Origin of the sequence: Marinomonas primoryensis (assembly GCF_013372285.1) — a bacterium.
Taxonomy (GTDB): Bacteria; Pseudomonadota; Gammaproteobacteria; order Pseudomonadales; family Marinomonadaceae; genus Marinomonas; species Marinomonas primoryensis.
Window position 1 is genome coordinate 3,895,255 of sequence record NZ_CP054301.1, and the last position, 16,117, is coordinate 3,911,371.

At 44.8% G+C, this 16,117-nt stretch carries 13 protein-coding genes and 1 tRNA gene; 5 read left to right on the forward strand and 9 right to left on the reverse strand.

Going from position 1 to position 16,117, the window contains the following annotated elements; translation table 11 throughout:
• Positions 1–12: 12 nt before the first annotated feature.
• From MP3633_RS18160 to tkt, 6 genes are all read right to left on the reverse strand, one after another.
• A complete protein-coding gene (locus tag MP3633_RS18160; RefSeq protein ID WP_244959737.1) occupies positions 13–1,047 on the reverse strand; it encodes a substrate-binding domain-containing protein in 1,035 nt (344 codons plus the stop codon).
• Between the two features lie 268 nt (positions 1,048–1,315).
• Positions 1,316–1,400 (reverse strand) — tRNA-Leu (locus tag MP3633_RS18165).
• 137 nt (positions 1,401–1,537) lie between these two features.
• Positions 1,538–2,605, reverse strand: a complete 1,068-nt coding sequence (gene fba / locus MP3633_RS18170) for a class II fructose-bisphosphate aldolase (RefSeq protein WP_112135224.1) — start codon at positions 2,603–2,605, stop codon at positions 1,538–1,540.
• 277 nt (positions 2,606–2,882) lie between these two features.
• Positions 2,883–4,046 carry a phosphoglycerate kinase gene (locus tag MP3633_RS18175; protein WP_176336565.1) on the reverse strand — a complete coding sequence of 388 codons (1,164 nt, stop codon included), beginning with the start codon at positions 4,044–4,046 and terminating at the stop codon, positions 2,883–2,885.
• A 34-nt stretch (positions 4,047–4,080) separates the two neighbouring features.
• On the reverse strand, positions 4,081–5,112 hold the full coding sequence (locus MP3633_RS18180) for a type I glyceraldehyde-3-phosphate dehydrogenase (protein ID WP_176336566.1): 1,032 nt from the start codon (positions 5,110–5,112) through the stop codon (positions 4,081–4,083).
• A 113-nt stretch (positions 5,113–5,225) separates the two neighbouring features.
• Positions 5,226–7,226, reverse strand: a complete 2,001-nt coding sequence (gene tkt / locus MP3633_RS18185; RefSeq protein ID WP_176336567.1) for a transketolase — start codon at positions 7,224–7,226, stop codon at positions 5,226–5,228.
• 367 nt (positions 7,227–7,593) lie between these two features.
• Between tkt and metK the strand changes: the two genes are divergently transcribed.
• The 5 genes from metK to MP3633_RS18210 all read left to right on the forward strand — a co-directional run bounded on the left by metK (position 7,594) and on the right by MP3633_RS18210 (position 13,332).
• Entirely contained in the window at positions 7,594–8,757 is a 1,164-nt protein-coding gene (metK, locus tag MP3633_RS18190; RefSeq protein ID WP_112135230.1) for a methionine adenosyltransferase, read from the forward strand.
• A gap of 120 nt (positions 8,758–8,877) precedes the next feature.
• Positions 8,878–9,609 (forward strand): 16S rRNA (uracil(1498)-N(3))-methyltransferase, encoded by a 732-nt coding sequence (locus tag MP3633_RS18195; RefSeq protein WP_176336568.1) that lies wholly within the window; start codon positions 8,878–8,880, stop codon positions 9,607–9,609.
• Between the two features lie 110 nt (positions 9,610–9,719).
• Entirely contained in the window at positions 9,720–11,222 is a 1,503-nt protein-coding gene (locus MP3633_RS18200) for a TolC family outer membrane protein (RefSeq protein WP_176336569.1), read from the forward strand.
• Positions 11,223–11,516: 294 nt separating this feature from the next.
• Entirely contained in the window at positions 11,517–12,464 is a 948-nt protein-coding gene (gshB, locus tag MP3633_RS18205; protein WP_176336570.1) for a glutathione synthase, read from the forward strand.
• A 7-nt stretch (positions 12,465–12,471) separates the two neighbouring features.
• Entirely contained in the window at positions 12,472–13,332 is an 861-nt protein-coding gene (locus MP3633_RS18210) for an energy transducer TonB (RefSeq protein ID WP_176336571.1), read from the forward strand.
• 94 nt (positions 13,333–13,426) lie between these two features.
• Here MP3633_RS18210 and rpoH read toward each other — a convergent pair whose 3' ends face one another.
• The 3 genes from rpoH to ftsE form a co-directional block, all read right to left on the reverse strand.
• Positions 13,427–14,293 (reverse strand): RNA polymerase sigma factor RpoH, encoded by an 867-nt coding sequence (rpoH, locus tag MP3633_RS18215; protein WP_112135240.1) that lies wholly within the window; start codon positions 14,291–14,293, stop codon positions 13,427–13,429.
• 130 nt (positions 14,294–14,423) lie between these two features.
• A complete protein-coding gene (gene ftsX / locus MP3633_RS18220) occupies positions 14,424–15,431 on the reverse strand; it encodes a permease-like cell division protein FtsX (RefSeq protein WP_176336572.1) in 1,008 nt (335 codons plus the stop codon).
• Positions 15,432–16,103, reverse strand: a complete 672-nt coding sequence (gene ftsE, locus MP3633_RS18225; protein WP_112135244.1) for a cell division ATP-binding protein FtsE — start codon at positions 16,101–16,103, stop codon at positions 15,432–15,434.
• Positions 16,104–16,117: the final 14 nt, after the last annotated feature.

Below are 16,117 nucleotides of genomic sequence, written 5' to 3' on the forward strand. Positions count from 1 at the left end.
GTAAACTAATACTTACTCTTGCCATAGTTCCACCGAGTAATGGTAGGCCTGCTGCACCATCAAACGAATACTTTCAGCGTCTAGCTCAGCAGGCATTAACGTAGAATGTGCGACATAAAGATTGGGCATATTCTTTCCTTCAAGGTCCATTTTAATTGCTTCTGCTAACGCGATAGATAGATCATCCTTCATAAAGAGAACGCTCACTTTCACCCGACGGCTTACCAGATCAGATATCCCATGCAAAGGTAGTCCCCACGAATTTGTTTGAATGTTTGGAGCGAGACTCTTTTCTTTTAGTGCGGCCACGACACCATCAGAAATATTCTGAGAGCAACTAAAAATAAAGTCTGATGGATCCTTTTTCAATAATGATTGGGCCGCCTCAAAAGCACTTTTTTTATTGTCTGAAACCACTCTAATGTGACTGATACGACGATTGTATTTCATCATTTCATTTAGAAATACATCGCAGCGTACATAGCCAAGATAGCCTGATGGTAAAACCAATGCTGAGATACTTGCGTCTGGAGGCAGCTGGCGATCGAGATAACTGGCAAGCATGATGGTTGCCTTTTTTTGATCAAAACCAATGTACATTAGAGGAGGGTGATTCATCCAATGAGCCAACGGCGAGGCAAAATCATAAAGAATCACCTTCGGAGCTTTACTGGTGCGTAAAAAGCGCTCTAAGAAGCGGCGCTGAACAAAGCCCAGCTCAGTCATCACAATATAATCAGGCTGAGCTTCTGCTATTTTGAAATAAGGCGTTATGTCGCTGCTATTCTGAGAGCTGCCAATGTAAGTATCAAGTCGATAATCGATTCCTAACTCTCGCATGCGTTTTTTAAATGACATTAACAACGATCTATTGTCTATAGCATTTATATCCCCAAATAATAGCAACGCAATACGCACCGCTCTTTTTTGAGGGACTCGAATTGGACTAGGAGGCGAGTTTACTACGGTTGTAAACTGTTCTGCCAAAGGCCCTTGCCTTGGACTAAGTTGATAAAAATCATAACTGTCCATCAGATCAAGCGACATGCTCGCTGCTTGTGCAGTGAAAGCGGAGCATCCTAGAAGAACAACCCACACGATAAAATAACGAAATCTGCGCATTACTGAGCCCGATTAAACATCATAGAAAGAATTATTCTAACCAAATTAACGAACTTTAGTGATAACAGGAACAAGAAAATACGATCAAGCAGAGAAAACATGCTTAGAATAGAATAAATAACGAAGAAATAAGAAGTTGTCGTAAATTTCAGACATAAAAAAAGCCGACATAAAGTCAGCTTTTTTTATAATTTGGTGCGGAAGGAGAGACTCGAACTCTCACGCCGTGAAGCACTGGAACCTAAATCCAGCGTGTCTACCAATTCCACCACTCCCGCAAGGAATGGCGAGCATTATAGGTAATTGAATCTTTCGGTCAATAGTTTTTTTACTTTTTTATTAAAAAACTTAAAAAGATATCTTTTTTCCTATTTTCGCTCGCCATCATTAAAGCGACATTCTTTTCAAACAACGCTTAAAAAGTGCGTCCACCTGAATATTCACCACGCTCATAACGCACAGCCATTTCTTCAAGATCCATAGTTTGGATACGGGAAGCTTGACCGGCAGAACCAAACGCTTCATAACGATCAATACAAACCGCCTTCATCGCCTTGATACTTTCTGTTAAATATTTACGTGGATCAAAGTTACCTTTGTGCTCAGCCAAACTACGACGAATAGCCCCTGTTGCCGCTAAACGTAAATCCGTATCAATATTGACCTTACGAACACCATAACGAATCGCTTTTACGATCTCGTCAATCGGTACACCATACGTCTCTGGAATTTCGCCACCGAATTGATTGATGATTTCTAACCAGTCTTGAGGTACAGAAGAAGAACCATGCAATACAATGTGAGTATTAGGTAACAATTCAACGATCTTCGCGATACGCTCGATATCAAGAATGTCACCCGTTGGTGGGCGTGTAAACTTGTACGCACCGTGGCTGGTACCAATCGCAACTGCCAAAGCATCGATACCTGTCGCATTAACAAAATCAACAGCTTCTTGTGGATCCGTTAACATTTGATCCATTGTCAAAATGCCTTCCGCGCCAACACCGTCTTCTTCGCCCGCTTCACCCGTTTCGAGTGAACCCAAAACGCCCAACTCTCCTTCCACAGACACACCACAAGCGTGAGCGAACTCAACCGTACGACGAGTCACATCCACATTGTAGTCATAACTAGCAGGGGTTTTGCCGTCAGCCATCAAGGAACCATCCATCATCACAGATGAGAAACCTAACTGGATTGAACGTTGGCAAATAGCTGGAGATGTACCATGATCCTGATGCATTACCACAGGGATATGTGGATAATCTTCAATGGCAGCTGAAATCAAGTGGCGCAAAAAATGCGAACCCGCATATTGTCGAGCTCCTGCCGACGCCTGCATGATAACAGGTGAATTCACTTCGTTAGCGGCTTCCATGATGGCTTTAACCTGCTCCATGTTGTTCACATTGAAGGCTGGTAAGCCATAGCTGTGCTCCGCGGCATGATCCAGCAGTTGACGCATACTAATTAAAGGCATAATAAATTTCCTCTGCAATTTTCTTATATTCTATTTATAACGGATTGAGTTAAGAGATTAAGCTCACTCGAATTTTTTATCACAACCTTGCTTATCACAGGTCATGTGGCTTACGCCTTATCGTTAGTATTCTATTCAACTACTGTCGAATAGGGCACTCTCTAGTTTTATGATCACCAGTGTCACTTTTTGTAGAACAACCATTCAACATTTAGTGAAACCAGTGATATTGGCTTTACGCCTTATTATTTAGAACAATCTTTGTCATTCTTTGATACTAATTTTGCGCGCGAGATTCCAACATCGCAACAGCTGGAAGCACTTTTCCTTCAACAAATTCTAGAAATGCGCCACCACCCGTTGATATATAAGACACTTGATCCGCAATATCATACTTATCAACCGCGGCCAATGTATCGCCACCACCGGCAATTGAAAAACCTTTACTGTTCGCAATGGCCATCGCTAATGCTTTGGTTCCACCGCCGAACTGATCAAACTCAAACACACCCACTGGACCGTTCCAGATAATCGTCTGGGATTTTTCAAGTAAAGCCGCAAAGGCAATCGCTGCTTTTGGCCCAATATCTAAAATCATGTCATCAGGAGCAACATCGGCAGCATTTTTAACGGTTGCTACCGCATCAGAAGCAAACGCTGTCGCAACGACAACATCTTCAGGTAGCGGAATACTGGTTTTCGCCATTAAGGCTTTAGCCTGCGGTATTAAATCTTTTTCGTACAACGATTTGCCAACAGGAAAACCCGCAGCGGCCAAGAAGGTATTCGCAATACCGCCACCCACAATCAATTGGTCAACCTTGTCAGATAAAGACTCAAGAACGATCAGTTTAGTCGATACTTTCGACCCGCCAACGATTGCCGCCATCGGGCGGGCAGGTTTTGCCAACGCTTTTTCTAACGCCTCTAACTCTGCTGACAATAATGGTCCTGCACAAGCGATGGGGGCGAACTTCGCCACGCCATGAGTTGACGCTTGTGCGCGGTGCGCGGTACCAAACGCATCCATCACAAACACATCGCACAACGCCGCCATTTTTCTAGATAAGGCATCGTCATCATTCGCTTCACCTAAATTAAAACGAACATTTTCAACCAAGACCAATTGACCCGATTCAACATCAACACCATCTAGCCAATCTTTGACAAGAGGAACGTCTTGCCCTAACAAACTCGCTAAATGTGTAGCAACAGGTTGAAGCGAGTAGGCGTCTTCGTACTGACCTTCTGTTGGACGACCAAGGTGAGACATCACCATGACTTTTGCGCCCGCCGCCAACGCCAATTTAATGGTTGGCAATGCGGCACGAATACGCGCATCGCTGGTTACTTTGCCGTTTTTTACTGGTACATTTAGGTCTTCACGAATTAACACTCGTTTATTCGTCAGATCTACGTTTTTCATATTAATTACCGTCATGTACGATGTCCTCGTCGTTTAACGTGCCAATGCACTAATCTAAATTCGATTGTTTAATCACACCCGCCCAATACGTCGCCACATCCAACATACGGTTAGCATAGCCCCATTCATTATCAAACCAGCACAGTAACTTCACCATACGCTGATCAATAACCTGAGTTTGCGTGCTGTCAATAATCACCGATCGTGGATCGTGGTTGAAATCCACAGAAGCATGCGCTTCTTTAGTAAATCCCATTAGGCCTGCGTATTTTGAGTTTGCCGCTTGCTCTAATTGCTGATTAATTTGTTCTACTGTCACGTCCCGCTCTGTGCGCAACACTAAATCGATAACGGAGACGTTCAAGGTCGGCACACGCACCGCGTTACAGCCCATTTTGCCTTCTAGTTCTGGCATCATGCGCGTAATCCCTTTCGCTAGCCCCGTATCCACCGGAATAATTGAGCTCAACGCGGCGCGCGTCAAACGTAAATCTTTCTTATGGTATCCATCAATAACAGGCTGATCATTCATTGCAGAATGAATCGTCTGAGTCATGCCATGCACCACACCAGAAAATTGCTTAATAATATCCAATACAGGAATCAAGCAATTCGTGGTACAAGACGCCGCCGAGACAATATCATGATGTGGCTGGATATCCTGATGATTAAAACCGTAGACAATCGTCGCGTCCACATCCGCCGCCGCCGGCTGAGAAAGTAACATCCTCGGCACCCCCGCATCCAAATACGCCTGCGCACCATAGCGATCAGAAAAACTCCCTGAGCACTCAATCACCATATCCAGCTCAAGAGACGCCCAATCCATTTCATCTGGTGTAGCACAGGAAAAACACAGGATCGCATCGTCATCGATGATCAGCGCGTTGTCTTTTGTGGATACAGGTTTAGGAAAGCGGCCATGCGTGGTGTCATAGCGCGTTAGATAACTGATTGTCTCGATGTCGGACAATTCATTAATAGCAACCACTTGAATGTGATCGCGGTAGCCGTTTTCATAAAGCGCTCGCAATACCGAACGACCTATTCGACCATAACCATTGATAGCGACTCGCAACATATTCCTACTACTTCATCGCAAAGAGAATGGTAAACACGTCACCACCCGCTTCCTTAATAAAAGAAAAAAGAGGCGTACACATTGCACACCTCTTTTCTTATCAAGCAACGCACTTACACTACTAAGATCTTCTCGGCAGTTTCGACAACATTTTCTACGGTAAAGCCGAAGTGTTTCAGAAGATCGCCACCAGGCGCAGACTCACCAAATGTGGTCATACCTACCATCGCGCCCTCAAACCCAACGTACTTGTACCAGTAGTCAGCATGCGCCGCTTCAATAGCAACACGTTTAGTCACGTTACTTGGCAGTACAGACGCTTTATACGCGGCATCTTGAGCATCAAACACATTAGTTGATGGCATAGACACAACACGCACCTTGTTACCTTTCGCTGTTAATGCTTCAGCAGACGCCATCGCTAAACCGATTTCAGAGCCGGTCGCGATCAAAATAAGATCTGCCGTACCAGCGCAATCCTGAAGGACATAACCGCCTTTGGCGACATTTGCTAACTGTTCAGCATCACGTGCTTGAGCTGGTAAACCTTGGCGAGAGAAGATCAATGACGTTGGACCGTCACGACGCTCTACCGCTGCTTTCCAAGCCACTGCAGTTTCTGCAGCATCACATGGACGCCAAACCATCATGTTTGGTGTCATGCGCAAGTTAGCCAATTGCTCAACAGGCTGATGCGTTGGCCCATCTTCACCCTGACCAATGGAGTCATGGGTATACACAAATACGTTTTGGATGCCCATCAACGCAGACATACGAACCGCATTACGTGCGTATTCCATGAACATCATGAAAGTCGCGCCGTAGTTGATAAAACCACCGTGCAAGGACGCACCATTCATGATGCCGCTCATACCAAATTCACGAACACCGTAATAAATGTAGTTGCCAGCAGGATCATCTTGAATGCCTTTTGAGCCAGACCATAGCGTCAAGTTAGAACCAGCAAGATCTGCAGAACCACCTAACAATTCAGGCAACATTGCACCAAAGAATCCGATCGCATTTTGTGATGCTTTACGGCTAGCGATGTTCTCGCCTTTGTCTTGGCTTTCTTGAACAAAGGCTTGTGCTTTGGCTTCAAAATCGGCAGGCAACTCGCCTTTAATCACACGACGTTCAAATTCTGCCGCCAACTCTGGGAAAGCCGCTTGATACGCTGCAAATTTCGCGTCCCATTCAACTTCACGAGCCGCGCCGTCTTCTTTCGCATCCCAACCAGAATATACATCAGCGGGGATTTCGAAAGGAGCATAAGGCCATTCAAGAAATTCACGCGCGGCAGCAATTTCAGCATCACCTAATGGTGCGCCGTGACAATCATGGCTACCAGACTTATTAGGTGAGCCAAAACCAATCACTGTTTTGCAGCAAATCAAAGTAGGCTTGCTAGTTTCTGCTTTCGCGGCTTCGATCGCCGCTTTAATTGCCACTGGATCGTGACCATCTACGTCTGCAATAACGTGCCAGCCGTAAGCTTCAAAGCGTTGTGGTGTGTTGTCTGTAAACCAGCCTTCAACATGACCATCGATAGAAATACCGTTGTCATCCCAAAAAGCGACCAATTTACCTAATTTCAATGTACCCGCTAATGAACAGACTTCGTGGGAAATGCCTTCCATCAAACAGCCATCGCCAAGGAAGCAATAAGTATTGTGGTCAACTACCGTATGACCTTCACGGTTAAACTGCGCGGCCAAGGTCTTCTCAGCAATGGCCATACCTACCGCGTTACTAACACCCGCGCCTAAAGGGCCCGTGGTGGTTTCTACGCCATCGGTGTAGCCGTATTCTGGGTGACCTGGTGTTTTAGAGTGAAGCTGGCGAAATTGTTTTAGCTCTTCAATTGGCAATTTATAGCCAGAAAGGTGTAAAAGAGAATAGATCAACATGGAGCCATGACCGTTAGACAATACAAAGCGGTCACGATCAACCCATTTAGAATTGTTCGGGTTATGCTTTAAAAAATCATTCCATAATACTTCAGCGATATCGGCCATACCCATTGGCGCGCCTGGGTGACCTGAATTAGCTTTTTGAACGGCATCCATACTTAATGCACGTATGGCGTTAGCGAGTTGTTTCCGAGACGGCATGGTTATTCCACTCCTGATAGCTTAACGAACAATGAAGGAACATTCTCTACAGGATGAAGTCAGCATGCAATGCTGGCCCCACCCTTTACACCCAAAGATTGAGCAAAGAAAATGAAATCACACAAGAATCTGTACCATCCTAACAAAAAAACGGCCTTTTGCCTCATTAAAATAGCCCTGTCGGGTTGATATTCGACCAGCTCTAGTTCATCATTCGACACACTATAAAAGCGTCGATTTGTCTCGGCTTGCGGGCGCTATATAAACTCAGCTAAACAGATACGCAAGAACCTGTTTAGCATTTTATGCAAAACAGGTTTTTTTATGCCTGTTTAGCGACTAACTCAGCTAAAGAGGAACACTCAACATGTCCGAATATTCTTTATTTACCTCAGAATCCGTGTCTGAAGGTCATCCAGATAAAATTGCAGACCAAGTATCTGACGCCATTCTAGACGCCATCCTAGCAAAAGACCCAGAAGCCCGTGTGGCGTGTGAAACCCTAGTAAAAACAGGCATGGTATTGGTGGCGGGTGAAGTGCGCACCAACGCTTGGGTCGACATCGAAGAGATAGCTCGCGGCGTTATCCGCGAAATTGGCTACAACAGTTCAGACATGGGATTCGATTGGGAGTCTTGTGCCGTGATGAACGCCATTGGTAAACAGTCGGCAGAAATCGCGATGGGCGTTGATGAAGCAGATGAACACGAACAAGGCGCAGGCGACCAAGGCTTAATGTTCGGTTTTGCGACCAATGAAACCGACGTGTTAATGCCTGCTCCGATTACTTATGCGCATCGCCTGGTTAAACGCCAAGCCGAAGTCCGCAAAAATGGCACATTAGACTTTCTTCGCCCAGACGCGAAAAGCCAAGTCACGTTCCGCTACGATGAAAACGGTAAGCCTTGCGCGATTGATGCGGTTGTTTTGTCAACGCAGCACAGCAAATCGATAAAACAAGCTGACCTTCGTGAAGCGGTAATGGAAGAAATCATCAAACCCGTTCTTCCAGCTGAATGGTTATCAAAAGACACCAAATATTTCATCAACCCAACGGGACAATTCATCATTGGTGGACCAGTGGGCGATTGTGGTTTAACCGGTCGTAAAATCATTGTTGATACTTACGGCGGCATGGCACGCCATGGCGGCGGCGCTTTCTCTGGTAAAGACCCATCTAAGGTTGATCGTTCTGCGGCTTACGCCGGTCGCTATGTGGCGAAAAATATCGTTGCCGCTGGTCTTGCAGACAAATGTGAAATCCAGATTTCCTACGCCATTGGTGTAGCAGAGCCAACATCGATTAGCATTAATACTTTCGGTACTGGCAAAGTAAGCGATACAGTTATCTCACAATTGGTTCGCGAGCACTTTGAATTACGCCCAGCGGGTTTAATAAAAATGCTCGATCTAAAACGTCCAATTTATCTGCCAACGGCGGCTTACGGGCACTTTGGTCGCGAAGACGAGAATTTCACTTGGGAAAAAACAGACAAAGCAGACGCATTACGTAAAGCCGCTGGTTTATAATTTTCTGATTTTCCGTTATAAAGCCTTCTTCTGTATAACTCTCTTTATAAGAGTGACGTTGCAGAAGAAGGCTTTTTTATTTCTACCTCTTTTTCAAACAATAGGAAACATAGGATAAGTATGCGTATTCCAAGAATTTTTATCGATACAGAACTCAATGAGAATACGACCCTTGCCCTACCTGATTCGTCATTTCAGCATTTATGCAAAGTGCTACGATTAAAGTCAGATCATCCTATTAGAGTCTTTAACGGCAAAGGAGGTCAGTTTAATGCCACCTTATGTGATGTAGAGAAACGTAGCGCAAACATCCGTATTGCCGGCTTTGAAGCACTGAATAATGAATCACCAATACAAGTTACCATCGGGCAAACATTATCCCGAGGCGAGCGAATGGACTATGCTATTCAAAAAGCAGTCGAAGCTGGCGTCTACGCCATTCAGCCACTGTTCAGTGAACGCTGTGAAGTTAAATTACAAGACAGCCGAGCCGAGAAGCGCTTACAGCATTGGCAGCAAGTAGCAATTAGCGCAACGGAACAATGTGGTCGAGGTATTGTCCCTATTGTCTGTGCGCCATTAGAATTGAGCTATTGGATCGTGAATTGTAATGAAATGTTAAAGCTAACATTGCATCATCACAGTGCAAAACCCATTCGCTACTTTGAACGCCCAACAAACAACAGAGTTTGTTTACTCATAGGACCTGAAGGTGGTTTAAGCAGTGATGAAGTCCAACTCGCTGAAAACAATGGTTTTAATGCTATTTCTTTAGGCCCAAGAGTACTAAGAACTGAAACCGCTCCTGTGGTTGCTCTTAGTGTTATTAATACTTTGTGGGGCGATATTTAATCGTATTAATATAAAAGCCCAATGTAGAGATCACTAACAGAATCGCTACATATTCACGGCATAAATAGCGTTAAGATTTGAGCTGAACATATTAAAGGACAAATGATCGCATGTTTTACCGAATAGTTATGATTTGCACGGTTTATACAGGGACGCTTTTTTTACCGGCAACCGCACAAGCAATCTCTCTTGAAGAGGCAACGTATACCGCAATAGAAAACAGCCCTACCGTTAGACAATCTATTGCAGAATACCGCGAGTTTAAAGAAAACACTGAGTTAGCTCGTCGTTCCGGCTATTACCCAAGCGCGGACATCTCCGCTGGGATAGGACACGAAACCACCTACGCGGACAACGCTACCTCGGAAGACATCGACCTGACTCGCCGAGAGTTAACACTGTCGCTTAATCAGCCTCTTTTCAATGGCTTTTCGACACAAAACGAAGTGGAACGACTGTCCAGTGAAGCAGAAGCCCAGCGCTGGGCTGCGCTGATTGCAGTAGAAAATACCGCACTCGAAGTCGCTCAAGTTTACGCCAACATTTTACGATACCGTGAACTCGTTACTCTTGCCGAACTGAACTTAAAAACACACGAACGCATTTACGGGCAAATCAAACTAAAAAGTGATTCTGGCATTGGACGTCAATCAGACCTGAGCCAAATAACCGCTCGTCTTGCTAAGGCGCACGCGAATCACTTCGCGGCAATCAACAACCTGACAGATGCGGAAAGTAACTATTACAATATCGTTGGAGAGTTTCCACCTAAAAATCTCATTTACCCCGTACCTGATAATGACTTGCTGCCAAAGGATCTGGATTCTGCCATCAATGAAGCACTGAAGAAAAACCCAGCAATCGAAGGAGCATATTGGGATGTTGCCGCAACAGAAAGTCTCCAAAAAATCACCGATGCTGACAACTACCCTAGCGTGAACTTTGTCGTAGAGCGGACATGGAATAATAATATAGACGGTAGCGAAGGCCCAAGCGAAGACTTGCTCGCTATGGTGCGCCTAAACTATAACCTGTACAGCGGTGGTGCACACAAACGTAAAAAAGAAGTCGCAGTTCAGAAAAATGTTCAAGCAACAGAAATACGACGTCAAACCATTAGAGACACAGAACTCACCGTTCGACTGTCATGGGCGGCTTTTGAAGCCACTAATGGCCAGAAAGAACACATCCGACAATATGTTATTGCTACGAAAGAGTCTCAAATAGCGTATGAAAAACAATTTCGCCTAGGGCGTCGTACACTGTTAGACGTACTTGATAGTGAAAATGAGCTGTTCCAAGCTCGCCAAGACTACGTAAATGCAGACTATGATGAACTCTTCTCTGAATTTCGTCTCTTTAATGCAAAAGGTGAGCTGATGCGTGCCTTTCGTATTTATCGCCCTCAGTTGCTTGGTTTTAATGATGAGTTTGATAAAAAACAAGCACCACCGACGGGTCGCCCAAGCGCCGTTGATGAGCTAAAAGCGGCTGAAAATACGATACAAGAGGATTCCTCTACATCACCTCAAACTCCACCAACAAATAGCACTAAGAACACACAAGAAAGTGAGCTTTTTCTTGATGCCGGTGGCAATGCAGGAAGTTGGTAATTATTAAAAAAGCGCAGCATACTTTGAAAACACACATTATTGGGCACCATTTTATAACCAAATAACCAATGATTTTACTTTTAAAAACAAGCCAGCGTCGTCATTTAAAAAATGCTTACGCTGGTGAACTTTTACATTCAAGCCATCTCGCTCAGTATTCTTGTTCGCCAAGGTAACTATCTGCACGTCATGGGTGTTTTTTCTTCTCAGCGCCCCCATATTTCTATAGCATCAATATCTATTAACAGACGTTTCAACGCACTAAAACGTTGCTTTCGCTTTAGGAACCACTCTATGACTATCAAGCTCGGCATTGTAATGGATCCAATTTCATCCATTAACTACAAAAAAGACACGTCACTCGCCATGCTATGGGCTGCGGCCGAAAAGGGCTGGCAACTTATTTACATGGAGCAAAAAGACTTATTTCTAGACAATGGCAAAGCGTATGCCATGACTCGCCCACTGAATGTTCATAAAGACCCGGCTCATTTTTATGATCTAGGTGAAGAAAGCAAAATGCCATTAGGCGAGCTGGATGTGATCTTAATGCGAAAAGATCCGCCATTTGATAGCGAATTCGTCTACAGCACCATGATTTTGGAACAAGCAGAAAGAGACGGCGCTCTTGTTGTCAACAATCCCAAAAGCTTACGCGACTGCAATGAAAAGCTTTTTGCCACTCAATTTCCACAATGCTGTCCTCCGGTATTGGTTACCCGACGCGCCGATTTACTGAAAAGCTTTCATAAAGAACACGGCGATGTGATCTTTAAACCACTAGATGGCATGGGTGGTACGTCTATTTTCCGCATTAAACCTGACGATTCAAATGTTAGCGTTATTATTGAAACATTAACAAACATGGGCGTAGAGCAAATTATGGCGCAAAAGTTTATCCCTGAAATAAAACAAGGCGATAAACGTATTCTCGTTGTGAATGGGGAGCCTGTACCTTTTGCGCTGGCACGAATTCCAGCATCAGGCGAGACCAGAGGAAACCTAGCCGCAGGCGGTCGTGGGGAAGGCCGACCACTAACCGATCGTGACCGTTGGATTTGTGATCAAGTTATCCCATCACTAAAAGAGAAAGGATTAATGTTTGTCGGCTTAGACGTGATCGGTGATTATCTCACCGAAATCAATGTGACAAGCCCAACCTGTGTCCGTGAATTAGACACTCAATTTGGCTTAAATATCGCCATGACATTGATAGAAGCCATAGAAAAGCGTCTTCAGTAATATCAGCATGCGAACAATAGACAAGTTTTCTGTCGCACTCTTCATCGCCATTAGCGCTCATGTGCTAATGGTGATGCTGATTGGCTTCGACTTTGAACTACCAGCGCCTAAGCCAAAAACGCTTGAAGTGACCTTGGTTCAACATACAACGAAAGCACCAAAGGATGCTGACTTCATTGCCCAAGCAAATCAACAAGCAAGCGGAACTGAGCTGCGTAAGAAAAAGCTTACCACCACAGAAAACTCACGTTTTTTATCGGATACGATTCAAGAAATTTCGCCACCCGTGCAACCACAATTGGCTTCTGCAGAACCGATTGACGAGCCAAGCTTATTAGCCACAAAAAACCAAAAAGCCGTCTTTGAAATAGCCAAGGAATCAGAGAAAGAACCCAAAACCCTTGAAGAACAATTTCGTGGTGAAACACAAATTCCGAGTCATCTATCTAATGATATTGCGACTCTAGAGGCCTTACTCGACCAACAACGTCAATCCTATGCAAAACGCCCAAGAATACGACGACTCACCTCAGTTTCAGCCAAAGCAGCTATGGACGCTCAATACCTAGATGATTGGCGGCGGAGAATCGAACGCATTGGCAACATACACTACCCAGAAGAAGCGAAGCGCAACCACCTCTATGGAGAGCTGCGCTTAGCCGTTATTTTACTGCCTAATGGCCATGTGGATGATATTGAAGTACTTCACTCCTCAGGCGTTAGAGTATTAGATGATGCCGCCATGCGAATCGTTCGTTTAGCCGAACCTTTTCAAGTTTTTCCAACGGAGTTAAAAAAAGAAGTGGATCAACTGGAAATCATTCGCACATGGCGATTTGTTACTGGCGACCAATTACAAAGCCAATGACCTCGAAGCAAGCCTATTCATCATAAAGCACAGCCACAAAAAAGCCCTCCGAAGAGGGCTTAATCGTCGTTACTAACAGGCGGTTAATTAAGCATCAATCAAATTGACCATCGCCCATTGCAAGACGTATTTTTTTCATTGCGTTCTTTTCAAGTTGTCGAATACGTTCTGCTGACACTCCGTATTCATCGGCCAACTCATGTAAGGTTGATTTCGCATCAGACAACCAGCGCTGGACAAGAATATTACGGCTGCGTTCATCAAGATCAGACATAGCCACTTCGAGTCGCTGATTCGAGTCTTCTTCCCAGTTACCGTTTTCAAGTAAGGTCGCAGGATCAGCTCGATGATCTTCTAAATATTGTGACGGCGCTTTAAAAGCACTTTCATCATCATCGTCTGCTGAAGCATCGAATGCCATATCAGAAGAACTTAAACGGCCTTCCATTTGACGAACCACTTCAGGCGTTACGCCTAAATCGCTAGCGACAGACTCGACTTCTGAGTTACTGAACCAAGACAGTGTCTTTTTCGCGCTGCGCAAATTAAAGAACATTTTGCGCTGAGCTTTCGTGGTTGCTACTTTAACGATACGCCAGTTTTTCAAAATAAATTCATGGATCTCAGCTTTAATCCAATGCACGGCGAAAGAAACAAGGCGCACGCCAACTTCAGGATTAAAGCGCTTCACAGCTTTCATCAAGCCAACATTGCCTTCCTGAATCAAATCACCTTGGGCTAAACCGTAGCCAGAGTAACTTTTTGCAATATGCACAACAAACCTTAAATGCGACATAACCAAGGTACGCGCGGCTTCAAGGTCTTCTTGATAATAAAGACGCTCAGCCAAGGTTTTTTCTTCGTCAGCGGTTAAAATCGGAATTCGGCTAACGGCTTGTATGTAGGACTCTAGGTTCTGGCCTGGAATCATAATATCCGTAGGCTGGAGAGTTTTACCCATCTCTATTTCCACCTTTCTAATTGTTCATACTGTGTATGACAAAATACTATCAAGTAAAGTCTGCGGGTGTGTGACATAAATGTGAATAAATCATGGCTATTGTCTTAATACTGATTTTAGCCCTTTATGTTCACTGCAGTTCAATATTTGTTATGTGTCGATTAACGGCAATCCACGCCCCGACCACACCAACAAATGCGCTAATAGTTAAACATAAAACAATCTCATCTGCATTAAAAGTCTGCAGCTGAAAACCACTTTGATAGAGCTCGATCAATCTTTCTGCTGGTGCGCTTACCCACCAGCTAAGCAAGAGAATACATAGACTGGCAAAAAAACCACCAAGCACACCAAACCAAAAACCCATGTACAAAAATGGTCGACGAATATACGCATCGGTCGCACCAACCAACTTCATCACCAAGACTTCATTACGGCGACTTTCGACCGCCATTCTGATCGTGTTCCCCACAATCAGAAACACCGCAACCACCAACAAGACAGATAAAGCATACACAAATCTCTGACCAAAACTCAGTATATTGGCAAGGCGCTGTAACCATTGTGCATCCAGCTCTGCGTATTCCACTTCTTTTTGCGCATCCAATTGGTCACGTAACGCTTGTAAGTTGGACAAGGTCGTTACGTCTACCGCTTCTTTGGGAATGACTCGTAAGACAATCGGCAACGGATTCTCTGGTAAAGAAGACATGATCTGCTCATATCCGCTTGATCGTTCGAAATATCTAAGGCCTTCTTCTTTAGAAATGTACTCAACCGATGCCACATCTTTTTGCGCGGAAATACGATGCGATAACGCCAATGCTTGCGTGTCTTCTAAGCCAGGGAAAAGATAGAGCGTAATAACCGATTGCTGCTCCCACTGATCGGTAACAGATTGCACGTTCTTCAATAAAACATACAAGCCGCCCGGTAACGATAATGCAATGGCGATAACCATAACGGTCATAATACTGGCCAATGGGTAACCCACCAGACGCATGAAGCTTTCCATTAATGTTGCTTGATGCTGACGGAAATACTTACCGGGGTGAAAGGAGGTCCGTGTCGGCCAATGATGTTTGGTCGCTTTAATCGACTCGCGTGTCGCGCCTCGTTGATTCGGCTTTTGTGCCATTTAGCCAAACCCTCCATCGTTCACCATTCGGCCTTGATTCAAGGTCAATACGCGATGACGCATACGCGCCACCAACGCCAAATCATGACTGGCGACTAAGACAGTCACACCAACTCGATTGAATTCTTGGAAGAGATTCATGATCTCTGCGGATAGTTTAGGGTCCAAATTACCCGTTGGTTCATCGGCTAACAACAGTTGCGGTTTATTCACCACCGCTCTGGCAATACCAACACGCTGCTGCTCACCACCGGACAACGCCATTGGATTGTATTTTTCTTTATCCAGCAAGCCCACTTTATCCAATGCGGCACGAACTCGCTTTGCTATCTGTTGAGGGTCCGCCCCGCTCACCTGTAGAGGCAACGCCACGTTATGAAAAACACTTCGATCTAATAACAATTGGTGGTTTTGAAAAACAACACCGACTCGACGTCGATGATGCGGAATAGCTCGGCGGCTCAAAGTGCGTAAATCGATACCATCAACCAAGATCTGCCCAGAAGTTTGGCGCTCAATCATCATCATGAGTTTCATTAAAGTACTTTTACCCGCACCAGAATGCCCAGTAAGAAACGCCATTTCACCTTGGCGCAAATGAAAACTCACTTGCGATAATGCTTCTTGCCCGCTCTCGTACTTTTTGCCCACTCGTTGAAATTCGATTTCCACGCTAATTCAGCATC

Coding starts and splice junctions, on each gene's coding strand:
- MP3633_RS18160 (WP_244959737.1), bottom strand. CDS start 1,047: ATGTCGCTTGATCTGATGGACAGTTATGATTTTTATCAACTTAGTCCA.
- MP3633_RS18180 (WP_176336566.1), bottom strand. CDS start 5,112: ATGTTGCGAGTCGCTATCAATGGTTATGGTCGAATAGGTCGTTCGGTA.
- ftsX (WP_176336572.1), bottom strand. CDS start 15,431: ATGGCACAAAAGCCGAATCAACGAGGCGCGACACGCGAGTCGATTAAA.
- MP3633_RS18210 (WP_176336571.1), top strand. CDS start 12,472: ATGCGAACAATAGACAAGTTTTCTGTCGCACTCTTCATCGCCATTAGC.
- tkt (WP_176336567.1), bottom strand. CDS start 7,226: ATGCCGTCTCGGAAACAACTCGCTAACGCCATACGTGCATTAAGTATG.
- gshB (WP_176336570.1), top strand. CDS start 11,517: ATGACTATCAAGCTCGGCATTGTAATGGATCCAATTTCATCCATTAAC.
- metK (WP_112135230.1), top strand. CDS start 7,594: ATGTCCGAATATTCTTTATTTACCTCAGAATCCGTGTCTGAAGGTCAT.
- rpoH (WP_112135240.1), bottom strand. CDS start 14,293: ATGGGTAAAACTCTCCAGCCTACGGATATTATGATTCCAGGCCAGAAC.
- fba (WP_112135224.1), bottom strand. CDS start 2,605: ATGCCTTTAATTAGTATGCGTCAACTGCTGGATCATGCCGCGGAGCAC.
- MP3633_RS18175 (WP_176336565.1), bottom strand. CDS start 4,046: ATGACGGTAATTAATATGAAAAACGTAGATCTGACGAATAAACGAGTG.
- MP3633_RS18200 (WP_176336569.1), top strand. CDS start 9,720: ATGTTTTACCGAATAGTTATGATTTGCACGGTTTATACAGGGACGCTT.
- MP3633_RS18195 (WP_176336568.1), top strand. CDS start 8,878: ATGCGTATTCCAAGAATTTTTATCGATACAGAACTCAATGAGAATACG.